At 63.1% G+C, this 16,901-nt stretch carries 14 protein-coding genes; 7 read left to right on the top strand and 7 right to left on the bottom strand.

Annotated features, from left to right (window positions below):
• Positions 1–17: 17 nt before the first annotated feature.
• Positions 18–968 (bottom strand): DMT family transporter, encoded by a 951-nt coding sequence (locus NKH16_RS09430; protein WP_352743777.1) that lies wholly within the window; start codon positions 966–968, stop codon positions 18–20.
• Between the two features lie 225 nt (positions 969–1,193).
• On the opposite strand from NKH16_RS09430, the gene NKH16_RS09425 reads away from it, so the two are divergent.
• On the top strand, positions 1,194–2,051 hold the full coding sequence (locus tag NKH16_RS09425; protein ID WP_023677927.1) for a LysR substrate-binding domain-containing protein: 858 nt from the start codon (positions 1,194–1,196) through the stop codon (positions 2,049–2,051).
• Between the two features lie 73 nt (positions 2,052–2,124).
• Here NKH16_RS09425 and NKH16_RS09420 read toward each other — a convergent pair whose 3' ends face one another.
• Positions 2,125–4,740, bottom strand: a complete 2,616-nt coding sequence (locus NKH16_RS09420) for a TIGR02302 family protein (RefSeq protein WP_352743779.1) — start codon at positions 4,738–4,740, stop codon at positions 2,125–2,127.
• Positions 4,741–4,952: 212 nt separating this feature from the next.
• Positions 4,953–5,894 carry a threonine/serine dehydratase gene (locus NKH16_RS09415; protein WP_352743781.1) on the bottom strand — a complete coding sequence of 314 codons (942 nt, stop codon included), beginning with the start codon at positions 5,892–5,894 and terminating at the stop codon, positions 4,953–4,955.
• A gap of 63 nt (positions 5,895–5,957) precedes the next feature.
• Here NKH16_RS09415 and NKH16_RS09410 point away from each other — a divergent pair, with 63 nt between their 5' ends.
• Positions 5,958–6,260, top strand: coding sequence for an ArsR/SmtB family transcription factor (locus tag NKH16_RS09410; RefSeq protein WP_352646661.1), 303 nt, complete (start codon positions 5,958–5,960; stop codon positions 6,258–6,260).
• A 10-nt stretch (positions 6,261–6,270) separates the two neighbouring features.
• Here NKH16_RS09410 and lysA read toward each other — a convergent pair whose 3' ends face one another.
• The 3 genes from lysA to argH form a co-directional block, all read right to left on the bottom strand.
• Positions 6,271–7,539 (bottom strand): diaminopimelate decarboxylase, encoded by a 1,269-nt coding sequence (gene lysA / locus NKH16_RS09405; RefSeq protein WP_352743783.1) that lies wholly within the window; start codon positions 7,537–7,539, stop codon positions 6,271–6,273.
• A 15-nt stretch (positions 7,540–7,554) separates the two neighbouring features.
• Positions 7,555–7,761, bottom strand: a complete 207-nt coding sequence (locus NKH16_RS09400) for a hypothetical protein (protein ID WP_023677931.1) — start codon at positions 7,759–7,761, stop codon at positions 7,555–7,557.
• A 71-nt stretch (positions 7,762–7,832) separates the two neighbouring features.
• A complete protein-coding gene (argH, locus tag NKH16_RS09395; protein WP_023677932.1) occupies positions 7,833–9,233 on the bottom strand; it encodes an argininosuccinate lyase in 1,401 nt (466 codons plus the stop codon).
• Between the two features lie 35 nt (positions 9,234–9,268).
• On the opposite strand from argH, the gene tlpA reads away from it, so the two are divergent.
• A complete protein-coding gene (gene tlpA / locus NKH16_RS09390) occupies positions 9,269–9,952 on the top strand; it encodes a thiol:disulfide interchange protein TlpA (RefSeq protein ID WP_023677933.1) in 684 nt (227 codons plus the stop codon).
• 2 nt (positions 9,953–9,954) lie between these two features.
• On the opposite strand, the gene NKH16_RS09385 is transcribed toward tlpA, so the two are convergent.
• Positions 9,955–12,387: a bifunctional diguanylate cyclase/phosphodiesterase gene (locus NKH16_RS09385; RefSeq protein ID WP_352743786.1), complete on the bottom strand. Its 2,433-nt coding sequence runs from the start codon at positions 12,385–12,387 to the stop codon at positions 9,955–9,957.
• Positions 12,388–12,685: 298 nt separating this feature from the next.
• Here NKH16_RS09385 and ugpB point away from each other — a divergent pair, with 298 nt between their 5' ends.
• From ugpB to ugpC, 4 genes are all read left to right on the top strand, one after another.
• A complete protein-coding gene (ugpB, locus tag NKH16_RS09380; RefSeq protein WP_352743787.1) occupies positions 12,686–13,996 on the top strand; it encodes a sn-glycerol-3-phosphate ABC transporter substrate-binding protein UgpB in 1,311 nt (436 codons plus the stop codon).
• A gap of 81 nt (positions 13,997–14,077) precedes the next feature.
• Positions 14,078–14,962: a sn-glycerol-3-phosphate ABC transporter permease UgpA gene (ugpA, locus tag NKH16_RS09375; protein WP_352822090.1), complete on the top strand. Its 885-nt coding sequence runs from the start codon at positions 14,078–14,080 to the stop codon at positions 14,960–14,962.
• An 8-nt stretch (positions 14,963–14,970) separates the two neighbouring features.
• Positions 14,971–15,819 (top strand): sn-glycerol-3-phosphate ABC transporter permease UgpE, encoded by an 849-nt coding sequence (gene ugpE, locus NKH16_RS09370; RefSeq protein ID WP_352570555.1) that lies wholly within the window; start codon positions 14,971–14,973, stop codon positions 15,817–15,819.
• A 7-nt stretch (positions 15,820–15,826) separates the two neighbouring features.
• Positions 15,827–16,894, top strand: coding sequence for a sn-glycerol-3-phosphate ABC transporter ATP-binding protein UgpC (gene ugpC, locus NKH16_RS09365; protein ID WP_352743789.1), 1,068 nt, complete (start codon positions 15,827–15,829; stop codon positions 16,892–16,894).
• Positions 16,895–16,901 lie beyond the last annotated feature (7 nt).

Here is a 16,901-nt window from a genome sequence, read left to right as displayed (position 1 = left end):
CCCAAGGCCGACCGCCTTCAGGCAGGGTCGCAGGTCGCCGTAATGGCTGGCGCGCCGCTCAGGCGCCGGCTGGCATTGAGGGCAAACAGGCCGGCGCCGATGATGAGGGCTGCGCCCGCCGCCGTCGCTGGTCGCGGCACTTCGGCAAAGAACAGAAAACCCCATAGCGGCGACCAGATGATACCGGTGTATTCGAAGGTGGCGACGCTGTTGGCGGGCGCCAGCCGGTAGGCCTGCGACAACAGGATCATGCCGGCCGAGGCAACGAAGCCGCATGCCCCCATCTTGAGGAGATCCGGCGTCGCCGGCCAGACCCATGGCCGGACGAGGAATTCGAGACTCGGATGCACGGCGTGGTCAATGCCTGCCAGCCAAAACAATGCCGCCACAAATGCGGCGCCGACCAGATAAGCGCCGTTCTGATAGAAAGCCATGACAGTCGAGGATTCGGTGTCGCCGATCTTGCGTGCCATCAGCTGCGAGAAACCGTAGAGCAGAGCCGAACCTAGCGACAGCAGCGCTGCCCAGTCGAACAAGCCGGCGCCCGGGCGCACCATCACCAGCACGCCGAGCATGCCGACCAGGACGGTGGCGAGCGCCTGCCAGGACACGCGTTCGCCGAGATAGGGGCCGGCCAACGCCATGATGAACAGCGGCGCCATGAAATAGAGCGCCACCGCGTCAGCCAGCGGCAGGGCGGCGATTGCCAGGTAGTAGGCCGTATAGGAGGTGAACTGGATGAAGGCGCGCATCGTCAGCATGCCGAACCGCTTCGACAGGATTGCCTGCAATCCGACATCGGCGTGGACAAGGAAAACCAGGATCGGCAGGGCGACGATCGAGCGGATCGCCATCACCTCGGTGACCGGATAGTGGCTCGACACCGCCTTGACCAGCGGGTCCTGCAGCGAAAAGACCAGCACGCCGAGACAGAGGCTGAGGATGCCGAGCACAAGCCGATTCTGCATAGGCGCTCCTGTCTCCCGCGTGCGCGGCCGAAAGCAGGCCTGCATCCGGGTAAAAAGAACCCGCCACCGTTTCGGGCAGCGGGTACGAGTGAGGACACTTTTGATTGGTCCGCAGCCGATTTCGCGGCCGCATATCCAATGGGTAAGGCGACTATCGTCCGCCGTTTGACATGTTGCAAACGAATTGGAATGATGCCAGCAATCAGATTTTCTTATGGCGGGCACATGCGACCCAATCTCGACAGCGACCTGTTGCGCACCTTCGTGGCGGTCGCCGACACCGGCAATTTCACCAAAGCGGCGGAGCGGGCCGGCCGCACCCAGTCGGCGGTCTCGATGCAGATGAAGAGGCTCGAAGGCATGATCGGCGACAGCCTGTTCGAGCGCGGGTCGCGCGGTGTAGCGTTGACGCAGCGCGGCGGCGAACTCATCGCCAACGCCAGGCGCATCGTTTCACTGCTCGACGAGACGGCGGCATCGATGGTCGCGGCGCCGCTTGGCGGGCCGGTGCGCATCGGTATCCCGGAGGAATATGGCCACGCGATCCTGTCGCGGGCACTCGGCGCCTTTGCCAAGCGCCATCCTCAGGTCGACATCACCGTCCGCTACGCGCATTCCGGTGCGCAGATCGCGGCGCTCGCCGCCGGCGAGCTCGATCTGGCGGTGGTGTTCGAATGGCAGGATCTGTCAGGCGGTGAGGTGCTGATGCATGACCCGACCGTATGGGTGACGTCGGAGCTGCATCACATGCATGAGGAGCGGCCGGTGCCGATCGCGCTCTACAACCGTGCCGGTTGGTGCAAGGATTTCGCTATAAAGTCGCTGGAACAGCGCGGTCTCGCCTATCGTGTCGCCTACACCAGCGATACCAATGGCGGCCTGCGGCTCGCCGTCACCTCCGGGTTGGCGATTGCGCCGATCTCGCGCAGCAACATCCCGGCCGGCTGCCGCGAGCTTACGGCCGCCGACGGGTTCGGCGACATCGATTCCTCGAACGTGGTGCTGCGGCGCAATCCGAACGCTTCCGGCGAGGCCATCGACGGCATGGAAGAGGCGATCCGCGAGGCGTTCACCAACCGTTAAAACGTGCCGCTCAGTCCGGCGGTGGCGGCCTCCACGGACCGCACGGCGATCTTCCGAATATTGGGGGGCAGCCTTACTTCAGCTCCAGCAACCGCTCCAGATAGCTGCGCTCGATATCGGGGCTGAGCGCGTTGCCGAGCCGCTTGCGGATCGCTTCGAGGATCTGGCGGGCACGCTGCATGTCGATCTCGTCGGGCACTCTCACCGAACTTCCGTCGTCGGGACCCTCGCTGGTGCGGGGCCGCCCGAGCGGGTCACGGTCGGCATTCTGCTGGCGTCCGCCCTGGCCGTTGCCGCCCTGGTCGCCTTGCATCGCCTGCAGTTGCTTCATCATGTCCTTGGCGCCCCTGCGCAAGGCCTCCAATGCGCGGCCCTGGTGACCGACGGCCTGGTCGCCTTCGCCCTCGCCGAGCGCCTGTTCGGCATTGCCCATGGATTTGCCGGCCTCGCCAAACCCCTCATTGGGGTCGAGGCCCATGCCTTCGAGGCTCTTCCTCAATTGATCGAGCTCGCTCTGCAGCTTGCCCTGGCCTTCCTGCAATTGCTTCAGCGCGTCAGCAAATTCCTGCGGCGTCATCGGGTTCGGCCGGCCGAGCGGATCGCGGTCGTCACCCGGGCCGGGCTTGCCCTCTTCGCCCATCGGGCCTGGCTCACCGTTCTCGCCGAGCTGCTCGTCGCGGTTCTGCCCGCGCTGTTGCTGGCCGCGCTGCATCTGGTCCATACGGAAAGTGTCGTTCATCATCTCCTGCTGGCGCCGCATGATCTCGCCCAGCTTGTCCATCTGCTGGCGCATCTCGCTGTCTTGCTGGCCGCCTTGCTGCTGGCGGCCTGCCTGCAGATTGTTCATCATGTCCTGCAACTCGGACAGCAATTGCTGCGCCTGGTCGCGATTGCCGGATTTCGCCAGGTTCTCGATCTGGTCCATCATGCGGTCGATGTCGCTCTGGCGCAGTTCCTGGCCGTTCTGCTGCATCTGTGGCGCATTCGGATTCTGCTGCGCCCGCGCCGCGAATTCCTGCAGGAACTGATTCATCGCCTCGCGCAGTTCCTTCATCGCCTTCTCGATCTCTTGGTCGCTGGCGCCGTTCTTGATCGCGTCCTGCAGCGCCTGCTGCGCCTGGCGCAGCCGCTTCTCGGCCGCCGACAGATTGCCTTCCTCGATGCCGAGCGCGATCTCCCAGAGGTAAGCGACCTCGTCGCGCAACTGGTCGTCGCTGTCTGCCATCTTCAGCCGGGTGCGGGCGCTCATGATGGCGAGGTAGTGCGCCATGTTGTCGAACGTGTCTTCCGGCCTGAGCGTGATTGCATCCATCAGGTCGAGCACGCGGTCCTTGGCATAGGCGTCGAGCGCCAGTATGCGGCGCTGCTCGACCACAGCCCGCGCCAACGGGTTGGAGAATGGCCGCTCCGGCATCACCAGCGTCTTGGTTTCGCTGGTCGCCGTGTGTCCGGCACCGTCGGTGGCGACAAGCGACAGCTTGACGTTGCCACCTGCCCAGACATGGTCGGTCAGATCCTTCGTCGTCTTAGCGGCATTGGCCTTGCCGCCGCGGCGCGGCAACGTCAGCGGCATTTCCGGCGGGCCATAGAGCGGATGCGCGTTGGGCACTTGCGGATCGGCCAATGCGAAAACCGCCTTGGCGGAGGCCGCGCCATAGTCGTCGTCGATCTGGTAGTTGAGTTCGAAGGCGCCGTTGACGGCGCGCTTCGGCTCGCCGACAAAGCGGATCTGCGGCGGCTTGTCGGGAATTATGGCGAAGGCCCAGCGGCCGAGCTCGCCGTCGCTGGACTGCAGCGTCAGCGTGCCGTCGGCCGTTAACTTGCCGCTGAACTGGCGCACGGTGGAAGGCGTTGTCGGACTTGCCTCAGTCTTGGCGGCTTGCGGCCCGGTCGGATCGATGGCGCGGGTGTTGCCGTCGGTGTCGGCGTAGCTCAGCGTTTCCTCGCCCGAACCGCCGGTGACGCGCAGCGACACATCGCTGCCCTCCGGAACCGTGAAGGCCGGCGGCGCTTGAGTGGCGTTGTTGGCCAGGACCGGGGCGTTCAGGAATACCGGCGGCCTGCCGGTATAGGCCGGCGGCGTCACCCAGGCATCAATGCGCGGCGGCACGACGTCGCGGGCGGCACGGGCAACAAAACCGTCGCTCAGCCTGCCGCCCGATGGCCCGAAGGAGAAGGCAAAGGCAGTGACCAACAAAAGCGCGGCAACGGCGCGCAGCGCCCACGGGTCGCGTTCCGGCACGCGTGTGCGCGGCACGTCGCCGCCAAGCTCGCCCAGCCGGTCCGCCATGCGCCGCTGATGCTCGCGCCACAGGGCTTGCGAAAAAATGCTTTCCTTGCCGCTCGGGCGATCGGTCTGGACCTGCACCGGGCTGTGCAGCAATCGGTTGGCCGCCTCGATGCGGCGGTCGACCTCGGCACTGGATGGCGTGCGGAAGAAACGCAGTGGATAGAGTGCGGCAAGCGCTGCGACGCCGAATGCCGTGATAAGACCGATCCGCGCCAGATCGGGCAAAAATGGGAACAGGCCGAGCCACGAAATGCTGAGGAACAGGCTGGCGACGATGATCAGTGGCAGCAGCAATGGCCAGCCGCGTTCGACGATTATCGAGACCTGCGTCCCCAGCCGGCTCAAGGCAAGGCGCCTGGCCAGACTGCGATCGCTGGTGAAAATGGGTCGTTGTGTCATCGGCCCTTCCTGGCCGGGCGGGATAGCCCAGGCCTCACGAGTCTATCGCATGGGCCCGAAAAGTCGATTTTCGGGAAGCACGATGCGAAGACCTAAAATCTTAGCGCGTACTTCGTGCGTCCAAGCGGATGCACATCGCCCTAAGGATACCAACAAACACGGCGAAGGCGAGGCGGTTCCCCAAAACGTGAACAATAATGCCCCGGATATTGTCAGAATTTCGCCGGATTGGCGTTTGCGCCGCAGACCAGTACGGCAACGCGCTCGCCTGCAGCCGGTGCGTAGCGGCCGGACAGGAGCGCCGCGAAGGCGGCCGCACCGCCCGGCTCGGAGATGATTCGCACGCGGTCCCACAGCGCCGCCTGGGCGGCGATAATGTCGTCGTCGCCGACCAGGATCGAGCGCTCGACGAATGCCTCGGCGATAGGAAACATCATTTCGCCGACACGCTTTGGCGCGAGCGAATCGGCGGCGATGCCCTCAGCCGGCGCGTCGACGGGTCGGCCCGCCTCGAAGGCGCGATGAAGCGTCGGCGCACCCTCCGGCTCGACCGCGATGATCCTGATGCGGCCGGAAAACCAGGCAGCGATGCCGCCGATCAGCCCGCCGCCGCCGACGGCGACCAGCAGGGTGTCGAGCTTCGGCAGGTCGGCCTCGATCTCGAGGCCGAGCGTGCCTTGCCCGACCAGCGTCTCCTCCTGGTTGAAGGCGTGGATCTGCAGCGCGCCGGATTTTTCGGCGAAGCTCTCGCTGGCACCCAGCGCCTCGGCATAACGGGCGCCGCCGACGATCAGCTCGGCGCCGTAGCCGCGGATGCGGTCCAGCTTGGCCTGCGGGCTCACTTCGGGAACAAAGATGGTCGCCTTGTGGCCGAGCCGCATGGCGGCATAGGCGACGGCCGCACCGTGGTTGCCGCCCGATGCGGCGACGACGCCGGCCGCAGGAACCGGCCGTTCGAGGAGGTTGGTGAACGCACCACGTACCTTGAACGAGCCGGAATGCTGCAAGCACTCAAGCTTCAGGTCGACAGGCAGAGGCGGGCGGCCGAAATCTGCCATGTCGACGCGCAGCACCGGCGTGTGGCGCACGAAGGGCCGGATGCGGGGTTCTATCGCCGCAATGCGCTCGCGTGTGATCGTGTGGCCGTGCAGCATGCTTTCACTCCCAGAGTTGACATTCAGAGTTGACATAACTTAGTAACTTGGCAAAGTGCCTAAATGCAAGAGATCGATGTCTTCAAAGCAATCGCCAACGAGCGCAGGCTGCAGATCCTCGATTGGCTGAAGGACCCGCGAGCGCATTTTCCGTCGCAGACGGACGGCGATCTGGTCGAGGACGGCGTCTGCGCGCTGCTGATCGCGGAAAAGCTGGGGATCACCCAGGCAACGCTCAGCGAGCATATGCGCGTGCTCACCCAGGCAGGGCTTTTGCGCAGCAAGCGCATCAAGCAGTGGATATTCTATCGCCGGAATGAGGACAGAATCGCCGAGACCAGGGCGCTCATTCAGCACCGGCTGTAGCTGCAGAGTTCTACTCCAACCAGTCCGGCACCGAGTCCAGTCCGATCAGCTCGTCATAGGTCTGGCGCGGGCGCACAACGTGGAAGCGGTCGCCGTCGACCAGCACTTCCGGTACCAGCAGCCTGGTATTGTAGGTGCCGGCCTGAACGGCGCCATAGGCGCCGGCGGTGGAGACAGCGATCAGGTCGCCGGATTTCAGCCGGGGCAGGTCACGGTCGAGCCCGAGATAGTCGCCGGTCTCACAAACCGGGCCAACGACGTCGACCTTCATGCGTGGTGCAGCGGCCGGCTGCTGCGCCACCGGCCTGATGTCGTGGAAAGCGTCGTAAAGCGTCGGCCGGATCAGGTCGTTCATCGCGGCGTCTACGACGAGGAAGTTCTTGGCGTCGCCCTCCTTCACGAAGATCACCTGCGAGACCAGGATGCCGGCATTGCCGACGATCAGCCGGCCTGGCTCGAACGTCACTTTCAGCCCAAGTTTGGCAACATGCTTCCTGACGATCTGGGCATAGGCATCGGGCAAAGGCGGCGGGTTGTTGTCGACGCGGTAGGGAATGCCAAGGCCGCCGCCGACATCGATGTGCTCGATGGCATGACCGTCGGAGCGCAAGGCGCCGACCAGCTCCACCAGCAGCGCAAAGGCGTCGTCGAAGGGCTGCAATTCGGTGATCTGGCTGCCGATATGGGTGTCTATGCCGGTGACCTTGATGCCCGGCAGCTCAGCCGCGCGCGCATAGACCTTCCGCGCATGCTGCCACGGAATGCCGAACTTGTTCTCGGCCTTCCCAGTCGAAATCTTCTTGTGCGTCCTGGCGTCGACATCCGGATTGATGCGCAGCGAGATCGGCGCGATCTTGCCCAGCGCGGTGGCGCGGGCCGACAGCAGCTCCAGCTCCGGTTCGGATTCGACGTTGAAACAGAGAATGCCGGCCGAGAGCGCAAAATCCATTTCGCGAGCGGTCTTGCCGACGCCCGAAAACAGGATCTTGCTTGCCGGGATGCCGGCCGTCAAAGCGCGGCGCAATTCGCCCTCCGAGACCACGTCGGCGCCGGCGCCGAGCCTTGCCAGCACCCTCAGCACGGCCTGGTTGGAATTCGCCTTCATGGCATAGCAGACGAGAGCATCGAGCCCGGCAAAGGCCTCGGTGAAGACGCGAAAATGCCTGGTCAGCGTCGCCGTTGAATAACAGTAGAACGGCGTGCCGACGCTGGCGGCGATGTCTGATATCGCCACGTCCTCGGCATGCAGCGCGCCGTCGCGGTAGTCGAAATGGTTCACGAGATTGGTCCGAAATCAGAGCAGCGGGTCGAGGATGAATTTCTTGTCCTCGACAGGTTTTTCCGGCTCCGGCGGCAAAGGTTGCTTGGCCTTCTCGGCGTCCTTGCGGGCCTGCACGGCTGCCGCGTACGGCGTGTCGAGCGCAGCCTTCCTGCCGCAGGCCGCAACGGTGGCCATTGCCGCCAGCAGCGTCAGCGTCACCAAAATCCTGCTTCCGGTCATCGTGCCATCCGTCCGAAACTGTTGCCCGCAGCCGCTTCTAGCCGAGTTTTGCGGCCATTGCACCCCGCGTCTTACGCCTTGGCGAGCCGCTTTTTCCAGTAGCGGATCTGCTTGCGCACCTCGGACGGCGCGGTGCCGCCGAAGCTCGTGCGGCTCTTTACAGAATTCTGCACGGCAAGAACCGAAAACACGTCGGCGCTGATACCGGGGTGAATGGACTGCAGATCCTCCAGCGAAAGCCTGTCGAGCCCGATCTTCCTGTCCTCGGCCAGCGCCACCGCCCGGCCAGTGATATGGTGCGCCTCGCGGAACGGCAGGCCGAGCGTGCGCACCAGCCAGTCGGCGAGGTCGGTCGCAGTCGAATAGCCGGCGCCGGCCGCCTTTTTCATCGCAGCAGTGTTCACCGTCATGTCGCGCACCATGCCGGTCATTGCCGCCAGCATCAGGTCGAGCGTCTCGGCCGCGTCGAAGACGGATTCCTTGTCTTCCTGCATGTCCTTGCCATAGGTCAGCGGCATGCCCTTCATCACCGTCAGCAGGCCGACGAGATGGCCGGTGACGCGGCCGGTCTTGCCGCGCACCAGTTCGGCAGCGTCCGGGTTCTTCTTCTGCGGCATGATCGACGAACCCGTCGAGAAACTATCCGATAGCCTGACGAAGCCGAATTGCGGCGTCGACCAGATGATGATCTCTTCGGCCAGCCGCGACAGATGCGTCGCGCAGATCGCCGCCAAGCCCAGGAACTCGAGCGCGAAATCGCGGTCCGAAACACTGTCGAGCGAATTGCGCATCGGCTCGCGGAAGCCAAGCGCCTTCGCCGTCTGGTGCCGGTCGATGGAAAAGCTGGTGCCGGCAAGGGCGGCGGCGCCGAGCGGGCTTTCATCCATCCGCTCAATCGCATCGCGGACGCGCGACAGGTCGCGTGCAAACATCTCGACATAAGCCATGCAGTGGTGGCCGAAGGTCACCGGCTGCGCCGCCTGCATGTGGGTGAAGCCCGGCATCACCGTTGCCGCATGCTCCTCGGCCCGATCCAGGAACGCCGTGATCAGGCCCTTCAGCGCCTCGGCGACACGAAAGCATTCGTCCTTGACCCACAGCCTGAGGTCGACCGCCACCTGGTCGTTGCGCGAGCGGGCGGTATGCAGGCGGCCGGCGGCGGGGCCGATCAAATCGGCCAGACGGGCCTCGACATTCATGTGGATGTCTTCCAGCCTGGTCGAGAACTCGAAGGTGCCGGCCTCGATCTCTGCGAGGATCGTGTTCAGCCCGTGAGCGATTTTTTCTTGATCGGCCGCCGAAATAATGCCCGTTTGCGCCAGCATCTGGCTATGGGCGATCGAGCCGCGAATATCCTGCGCATAGAGTTTGCGGTCGAACGAGATCGACGCGTTGATCGCTTCCATGATTGCGGCCGGACCCGAGGCAAAACGTCCGCCCCACATCTGGTTGCTGGCCTTCTTGTCGTTCATCGCTATAACCCGTGCTCCGGAGCAGTTTTTCAAAAATGGCAGACGGCAATAGATTTTTCCCGGCTTTGCGTCTCATCCTCGCCGCTTTGGTTGCGGGCGTGCTGGCCGGCGCGGTCGCGGTATATGTCAGGGAAAGCAGTTCTGGCAACAAGGCGCCCGCGCAAGTGGCCGCCGGCGGCGGCAAGGACGACGTCGCCTGCGCCGCCAAGACCGACCGTGCCAAGAAGATCGCCGCCGCTGCCACCGGCCAGGTTGCCGCGCTTTTGCCGGCGGATCCGCCGCAATCGCTGAAAAGCCTTGCCTTCAACGGCCCCGACGGCAAGCCGACGACGATCGCCGATCATGCCGGCAAGACGGTGCTGCTCAATCTGTGGGCGACATGGTGCGCACCTTGCCGCGCCGAAATGCCGGCGCTCGATGCGCTGCAGAAGGAGATGGGCAGCGATGCGTTTCAGGTTGTTGCCGTCAACGTCGATGCCGGCGACGATGCCAAACCGAAGAAGTTCCTGGAGGACACCGGCGTCAAGTCGCTCGGCTACTATCGCGATGCCACGATGGCGCTGTTCAACGACGTCAAGACGCGCGGCCTGGCGCTCGGTCTGCCGGTCACCATGCTGATCGATGGGCAAGGCTGCCTGATCGCCCATATGAATGGCCCGGCCGAATGGTCGGGGCCGGATGCCAAGCGTCTGGTCGAGGCGGCGCTTCAGCCGGGATAGGCTCAGACCGTGCGCAGGCGCGGCTTGAGCACGGCAATGCTTGCGCCGCGTCGGCTGGCGGTGCGGATTGCCGGAGCGGCCACGCCCGTCAGTTCCCCGAATGTCTCGATCGGAGCCGGTTTGCCGAGGTAGTAGCCTTGCCCGATCTCGCAAGCCTCGGCGTCCAGGAACTGCAATTCACCCGGCGTCTCGATGCCTTCTGCCAGAACCGGTAAGCCGAGACCGCGTCCAAGCCCCAGCACGGCGCGAACGATCGCCGCGAACTGGGCGTTCTTGTCGACCGATTTGATGAACGACCCGTCGATCTTGATCTTGTCGAAGGGAAAGGCGCTGAGGTTGGACAGCGAAGAATAGCCGGTGCCAAAATCGTCCATCGCCACATGCACGCCAAGCGCCTTGACCTGCCTCAAGGTTGCCAGCGCGCGCGGCATGTCCTTCACCAGGGCCGTTTCGGTGATCTCCAGTTCGAGCCTGCCGGGGGCCAGGCCGGATCTCGTCAATGCGTCGTGCACCTTGCGGCTGAAGTTCGGATTGTGAAGTTGCACGGCGGAGACGTTGACGGCGACCATCAGCGGGTTTGTCCAGCGAACAGCATCGTTACAAGCCGTCGTCAGCACCCAGTCGCCGATCTGCGCGATAGCGCCACTGTCCTCGGCCACGGGGATGAAAACGGCCGGAGAAATGTCACCCCGCTCAGGGTGCTGCCAACGGACCAGGGCTTCGAAGCCGATCATCCTGCCGCCGCGGATCTCCTTCTGCGGCTGATAGACGAGGTGGAACTCCTTGCGGGCGATCGCCTGGCGCAATTCATGCTCCATCACGCGCTTGTCGCGGGCCGCGGTGCCCATGGCCATCTCGAAAAACCGATAAGTGTCCCTGCCTTCGGTTTTGGCGCGATGGAGTGCCGTGTCGGCATGGCTGATCAGGCCGGCCTGGTCTTCGGCATCCAGCGGAAAGAAGGCGATGCCGATGCTGGCCGAGACGAGGCCGGAGCCGACCGAAACCCTGTTTTCCTCCCGGATCGCCGCCAGCAAGTCCTCGGCTATCCGGCCTGCGGCCAGGGGGTCGGGGAGGTTCGGAGCTATGATGGCAAATTCATCGCCGCCGAGACGCGCGAGCATCTGTCCGTGGCGCGGGATGCCGGAAATGCAGTGCGCCAGCTTCTGCAGCATAGCATCGCCGGCCCCGTGGCCATAGAGGTCGTTGACTTGCTTGAACCGGTCAAGGTCAAGCAGCAGGAGCGCCAGATGTCCATCCTTGCCGCCACGATCCATCGAGGCGAATTCTGCTTCCAGCCGGGAAGAAAAGCTCCGCCGATTGGCAAGCCCGGTAAGCGGATCGAAATGCGCGAGGCGGAGGATCTCTTGTTCTGCCTTCTTGCGCTCACGGATGTCGCGAACGGCAAGCACCGTATGAGGCCTGCCGCAGTAGGTGATTTTCCTGGCGATCAGCTCGACAGGAATTCTCGCCCCGTCGCTGCCCCTTAACTTCGCTTCCTGCGCCTGTTCGCCGAAGCCGGACATATCGGCTGCGCTCTGTCCGTCGAAAAGCTCGCCGAATTGCATCGTGTTCAGGGTGGCTGTCGCTGTTCCGGTCAGCTTCGCCATACTGTCATTGGCGCTGACGATGCGGGTGCCATCGCAAACGATCAGACCTTCCACCGCCGCATTGGCGAGATCGTGCATGCGATCGGCCTCGAGCTTCTGGCGGCGAAAGCGCAGGTCGATCCACAGCGCGGCACCCGATAGCACAAGGATTATCAGGCTGGCGACCGCTGCGGCAAAGGCCTGGGAAATGGGCTCGATGGAATGTTCGGATATTTCAATCGAGGAATCCGGAATGATCGACACCGCGGCCATCGCGATGAAATGCAAGCTGCAAATCGCCAGCGTCAAAAGCGCGGCGCCGCCGAAAGTCGCGAGCGCTGACGGACGGCGCAAGACGACAAGGAGCGCCAGTGCCGCGAGGGTCACGCCGGCCAGAAGCGATATCGCGACAAGGAGCAGGTTCCATACGACCCGGCCTTCGACCTCGAAAGCTGCCATGCCGATGTAGTGCATCGTCGCGATGGCGCCGCCCAGAATGGCGCCACCGACGAGGAAATGGTCGATGCCGCGGCGCAAGGTGGCGACCCACATCCCAAGCGCGGTCATGATAACGGCGGCGGCAAGCGAAAAGGCGGATAATCCCGGATTGTATGCGTTCGGTATTCCCGGCGTAAACGCGGTCATGGCGATGAAATGCGTCGCCCATATGCCGAACCCGGTCGAGGCCGCGGCGATCATCAGCCAGACAAGCCGGTTTCGCTCGGTCGATCGGCCGACATGCCTAAGGAGATTAACTGCTGAGAAACAAGAAATTCCACAGACGAGCGCGGCGAGCGCAACCAGTCTCAGGTCGTGCTGATTTACGATACAATTATAGACCGTCAGCATCCTGGTTCACTCGGTCTGCCAAAACTAACAGGAGAGATGTGACGGATTAGCTCTTGGAGATTTTAACGAATGGTTAACCCGCGGGCCATGAGGCGGGTCTTTTCGGGGGAAAACCGATGCCGCTGCGCCGACAAGGCGGTGATGTCGTTTCTGACGCCGCGCTTTCGGTAGCGAGTGCACTTTAGGAAGAAATGGTGTTCATTGATCCGCAACAAAACCGTTGTCCGATTGTCATCAGCGCCACATATTGGCTTTGCGGAGGTGCCCCCTTTCGCCAATGACAAACGGGAGATGAAACATGAAGTTCTTCGGCTTTGCGGCCGGTATCGCCGCCACCTTGACCCTGCTTTCCACCACCTCCGCCTTCGCCGTCACGCAGATCAGCTGGTGGCACGCCATGACCGGCGCCAACGCCGAGGTCGTCGCCAAGATCTCCAAGGATTTCAACGCCAGCCAGAGCGACTATGAGCTCGTTCCGGTGTTCAAGGGCACCTATCCGGAGACGCTGAATGCCGGCATCGCCGCTTTCCGCGCCGGCCAGGCGCCCGATATCCTCCAGGTGTTCGACGTCGGCACCGGCGTGATGATGGCGGCCGAGGGTGCGATAAAGCCGGTGGCCGATGTGATGACCGGCGCCGGGATGACTTTCGACAAGAGCCAGTATCTGCCCGGCATCGTAGGCTATTATTCGAAGCCGGACGGCACCATGCTATCGTTCCCCTACAACTCTTCCTCGCCCATCCTCTATTACAACAAGGACATCTTCCAGAAGGCAGGCCTCGACGTGAACAATCCGCCCAAGACGTGGAACGAGGTGTGGGAAGCTGCCAAGAAGATCAAGACGAGCGGCGCCGCCCCTTGCGGCTATACCTCGACCTGGCTGACCTGGATCCACCTGGAGAATTTCGCGGCGTGGAATGACGTGCCTTGGGCCACCCAGCAGAATGGCCTGGCCGGCGGTGATGTCGAACTCAAGATCAATGCGCCGATTTTCGTCAACCACTTCCAGGCGCTAGCTGACCTGGCCAAGGACGGCACGTTCAAATATGGCGGACGCACCTCCGAAGCCAAGCAGATATTCCTCGCCGGCGAATGCGGCATCTTCACCGAATCGTCGGGCGGCCTCGGCGATATCGTCAAGTCCGGCATGAACTATGGCATCGGCCAGCTTCCGTATGATACCGACGCCAAGGGCGCACCACAGAACACGACGCCGGGTGGTGCCAGCCTGTGGGTGTTCGGCAACAAGTCGGACGAGGAATACAAGGGCGTCGCGGCCTTCTTTGCCTATCTGTCCAAGACCGATGTGCAGGAATATCTGCACCAGAAGTCGGGATACCTGCCAGTGACGCTTGCGGCATACGAGGCGACTAAGAAATCAGGCTTCTATGACAAAAACCCCGGCCGCGAGACACCCATCCTGCAGATGACGGGCAAGGCGCCGACCGACAACTCGAAGGGCGTGCGCCTGCCGAATCTGCCGCAGGTGCGCGATATCCAGAACGAGGAGCTGGAGAAGATGCTGGCCGGCCAACAAACCGCTCAGCAGGCGCTCGACAATGCGGTCACGCGCGGCAACGCCGCGATCAAGGAAGCGCTGGAGAACTGACGGGATTATCTCGGTTAGTCGGTTGGAATATCGCCCGCGCGAGCTCGCGTGGGCGATACCTGGATAGCGAGGGAAATCAGCCTGTCTCCACGCGTCGTCTTTCCCAACAAGATCCTGCCCTACCTGCTGGTGGCGCCACAACTCGCCATCACCCTGGTTTTCTTTTACTGGCCGGCCGGTCAGGCGCTTTACCAGTCGATGCTCAGGCAAGACCCGTTCGGGCTGAGGAGCCGGTTTGTCTGGTTTGCCAATTTCCGGAAGGTGCTGGCCGATCCGGCCTACCTCAACTCGATCAAGGTCACAGTAGTGTTCTCTCTTGCGACCGCGATCGTTGCCATGGTTGTGGCCCTGGTGCTCGCGGTCATGGCCGAGAAGGCCGTGCGCGGCAAAGGCCTCTACCGCACACTGTTGATATGGCCTTACGCCGTGGCGCCGGCGATTGCCGGCATGCTTTGGCTTTTCCTGTTCAATCCCTCGATCGGCTCGTTGGCCTATTTGCTGAGAAGCCTCGGCATCGTATGGGACCCGCTGCTCAACGGCACCCACGCCATGATCCTGCTGGTGTCGGCTGCTGCCTGGAAGCAGATCAGCTACAACTTCCTGTTCTTCGTCGCCGGCCTGCAGGCGGTGCCGAAAACGCTGATCGAAGCGGCGGCCATGGACGGCGCCGGCGAAACCAAGCGCTTCTGGACCATCGTCTTCCCGCTGCTTGCGCCGACAACCTTTTTCCTGCTGGTCGTCAACACCGTCTATGCCCTGTTCGACACGTTCGGCATCGTTCATGCCGTCACCGGCGGCGGGCCGGGCAAGACGACCGAGACGCTGGTCTACAAGGTCTACAATGACGGCTTCGTCAATCTGATCCTGGGCGATTCGGCGGCGCAGTCGGTCATCCTGATGGCCATCGTCATTGCGCTCACAGCGATCCAGTTCCGCTATGTGGAACGCAAAGTCCATTACGGCTGAGGGCAGCGATGATCGGCCAGTCCCCGCTCCGCACCTTCATCGCCCATGCCGTGCTCATCCTCGGCATATTGATCGTGGCTTTTCCGATCTACTACACCTTCGTTGCCTCGACGCACACGCTGCAAACGATCCTCAGGCCGCCCCTGCCGCTCTTGCCCGGCGGCCAGCTATGGAACAATTACAGCGAGGCGCTGTTCGGCGGCATCGGTCGTATCGGCGGGGTCAGCGTCGGCAGGCTGCTCCTCAACACCACGATCATGGCGCTCGGCGTTGCGGTGGGAAAGATCTTCATCTCGATCCTGTCGGCCTACGCGATCGTGTTCTTTCGCTTTCCGCTGCGCATGACCTTCTTCTGGCTGATCTTCATCACCTTGATGCTTCCAGTCGAGGTGCGCATCCTGCCGACCTACAAGGTGATGGTCGATCTCGGCATGATCGACACCTATGCCGGCCTGATCGTCCCGCTGATCGCCTCGGCCACCGCAACGCTGCTGTTTCGCCAGTTCTTCATGACCATACCGGGCGAATTGGTCGAGGCGGCGCGTGTCGACGGTGCCGGGCCATGGCGCTTCTTTTTCGATATTCTGGTGCCGCTGTCGCGGACAAACATCGCCGCGCTGTTCGTGATCCTCTTCATCTATGGCTGGACGCAGTATCTTTGGCCGCTGCTCGTCACCAACAGCAACGACATGAACACCATCGTCATCGCGCTGAGAAAGATGGTTTCCTTCGCCGATGCCGACACCCAATGGCACCTCGTGATGGTCACGGCAATGCTGGCCATCGTGCCGCCGATCCTGGTGGTCGTGCTGATGCAACGCTGGTTCGTGCGCGGTCTGGTCGAATCCGAAAAGTGAGAAGCTGATGGCGACCGTGGATCTGAAGGATGTGAAGAAGGTCTATCCCGGCGGCATCGAAGCCGTGAAGGGCGTTTCCATCGCCATTCCCGACAAGGAGCTTTGCGTGCTGGTCGGCCCCTCTGGCTGCGGCAAGTCCACGCTGCTGAGGATGATCGCCGGGTTGGAGACCATTTCGGCCGGGATAGTCGCCATCGACGGCAAGGTGGTCAACGCCATTGGCCCGACCGAGCGCGACATCGCCATGGTGTTCCAGAATTACGCGCTCTACCCACATATGAAGGTCTATGACAACATGGCCTATGGCCTGCGCAACCGCGGCACGCCGAAGGACGAGATCGACAGCAGGGTGCGTTCGACCGCCAAGGTGCTGGAGCTTTCGGCGCTTCTCGACCGGCGCCCGCGCGAGCTTTCCGGCGGCCAGCGCCAGCGTGTCGCCATGGGCCGTGCCATCGTGCGCGACCCGAAAGTCTTCCTGTTCGACGAGCCCTTGTCCAACCTCGATGCGAAATTGCGCGGGCAGATGCGCGTCGAGATCAAGAATTTGCAGCGCTCGCTTGGCGTCACCTCGGTTTATGTCACGCACGACCAACTTGAGGCGATGACGCTGGCCGACATCCTCGTCGTCATGAACGCCGGCCTGGTCGAGCAGACCGGCGCGCCGCTTGATGTGTACGAGAAACCGGCCTCGACCTTCGTCGCTTCGTTCATAGGCGCACCGCCGATGAATCTGCTGGCGCTCACAGGGGCCTCCCCAAGCTCGGTATTGGCGGACGGTACTGTGATTGGCTTGGCGCCTCGACAGGGCAAGGCAGTGACACTAGGCTTTCGTCCGGAGGACGCCGACATCACCTTCGCGGCAGAGGCGCCGGCCGGCGCGCTCGCGCTGCCGGCAACAGTGGAAGCGGTCGAACCGGTCGGTGCCGAAAGCTTTCTCCATTGCGTGGCAGCCGGCAGCCGCATCGTGGTGCGCGTCTCAGGCCGCGCCAGCGCCAAGCCAGGCGACCAATTGCGCGTCGTGGCCAGGTCCGAAAAGCTGCATTGGTTCGATCAGGCGGGCAAACGGGTCGATTGAAGTCGGC

Source organism: Mesorhizobium sp. M1307, assembly GCF_040318155.1.
GTDB lineage: Bacteria > Pseudomonadota > Alphaproteobacteria > Rhizobiales > Rhizobiaceae > Mesorhizobium.
The sequence above is the reverse complement of the archived record's forward strand: the minus strand, read 5'-3'. Positions and strand labels throughout refer to the sequence as shown.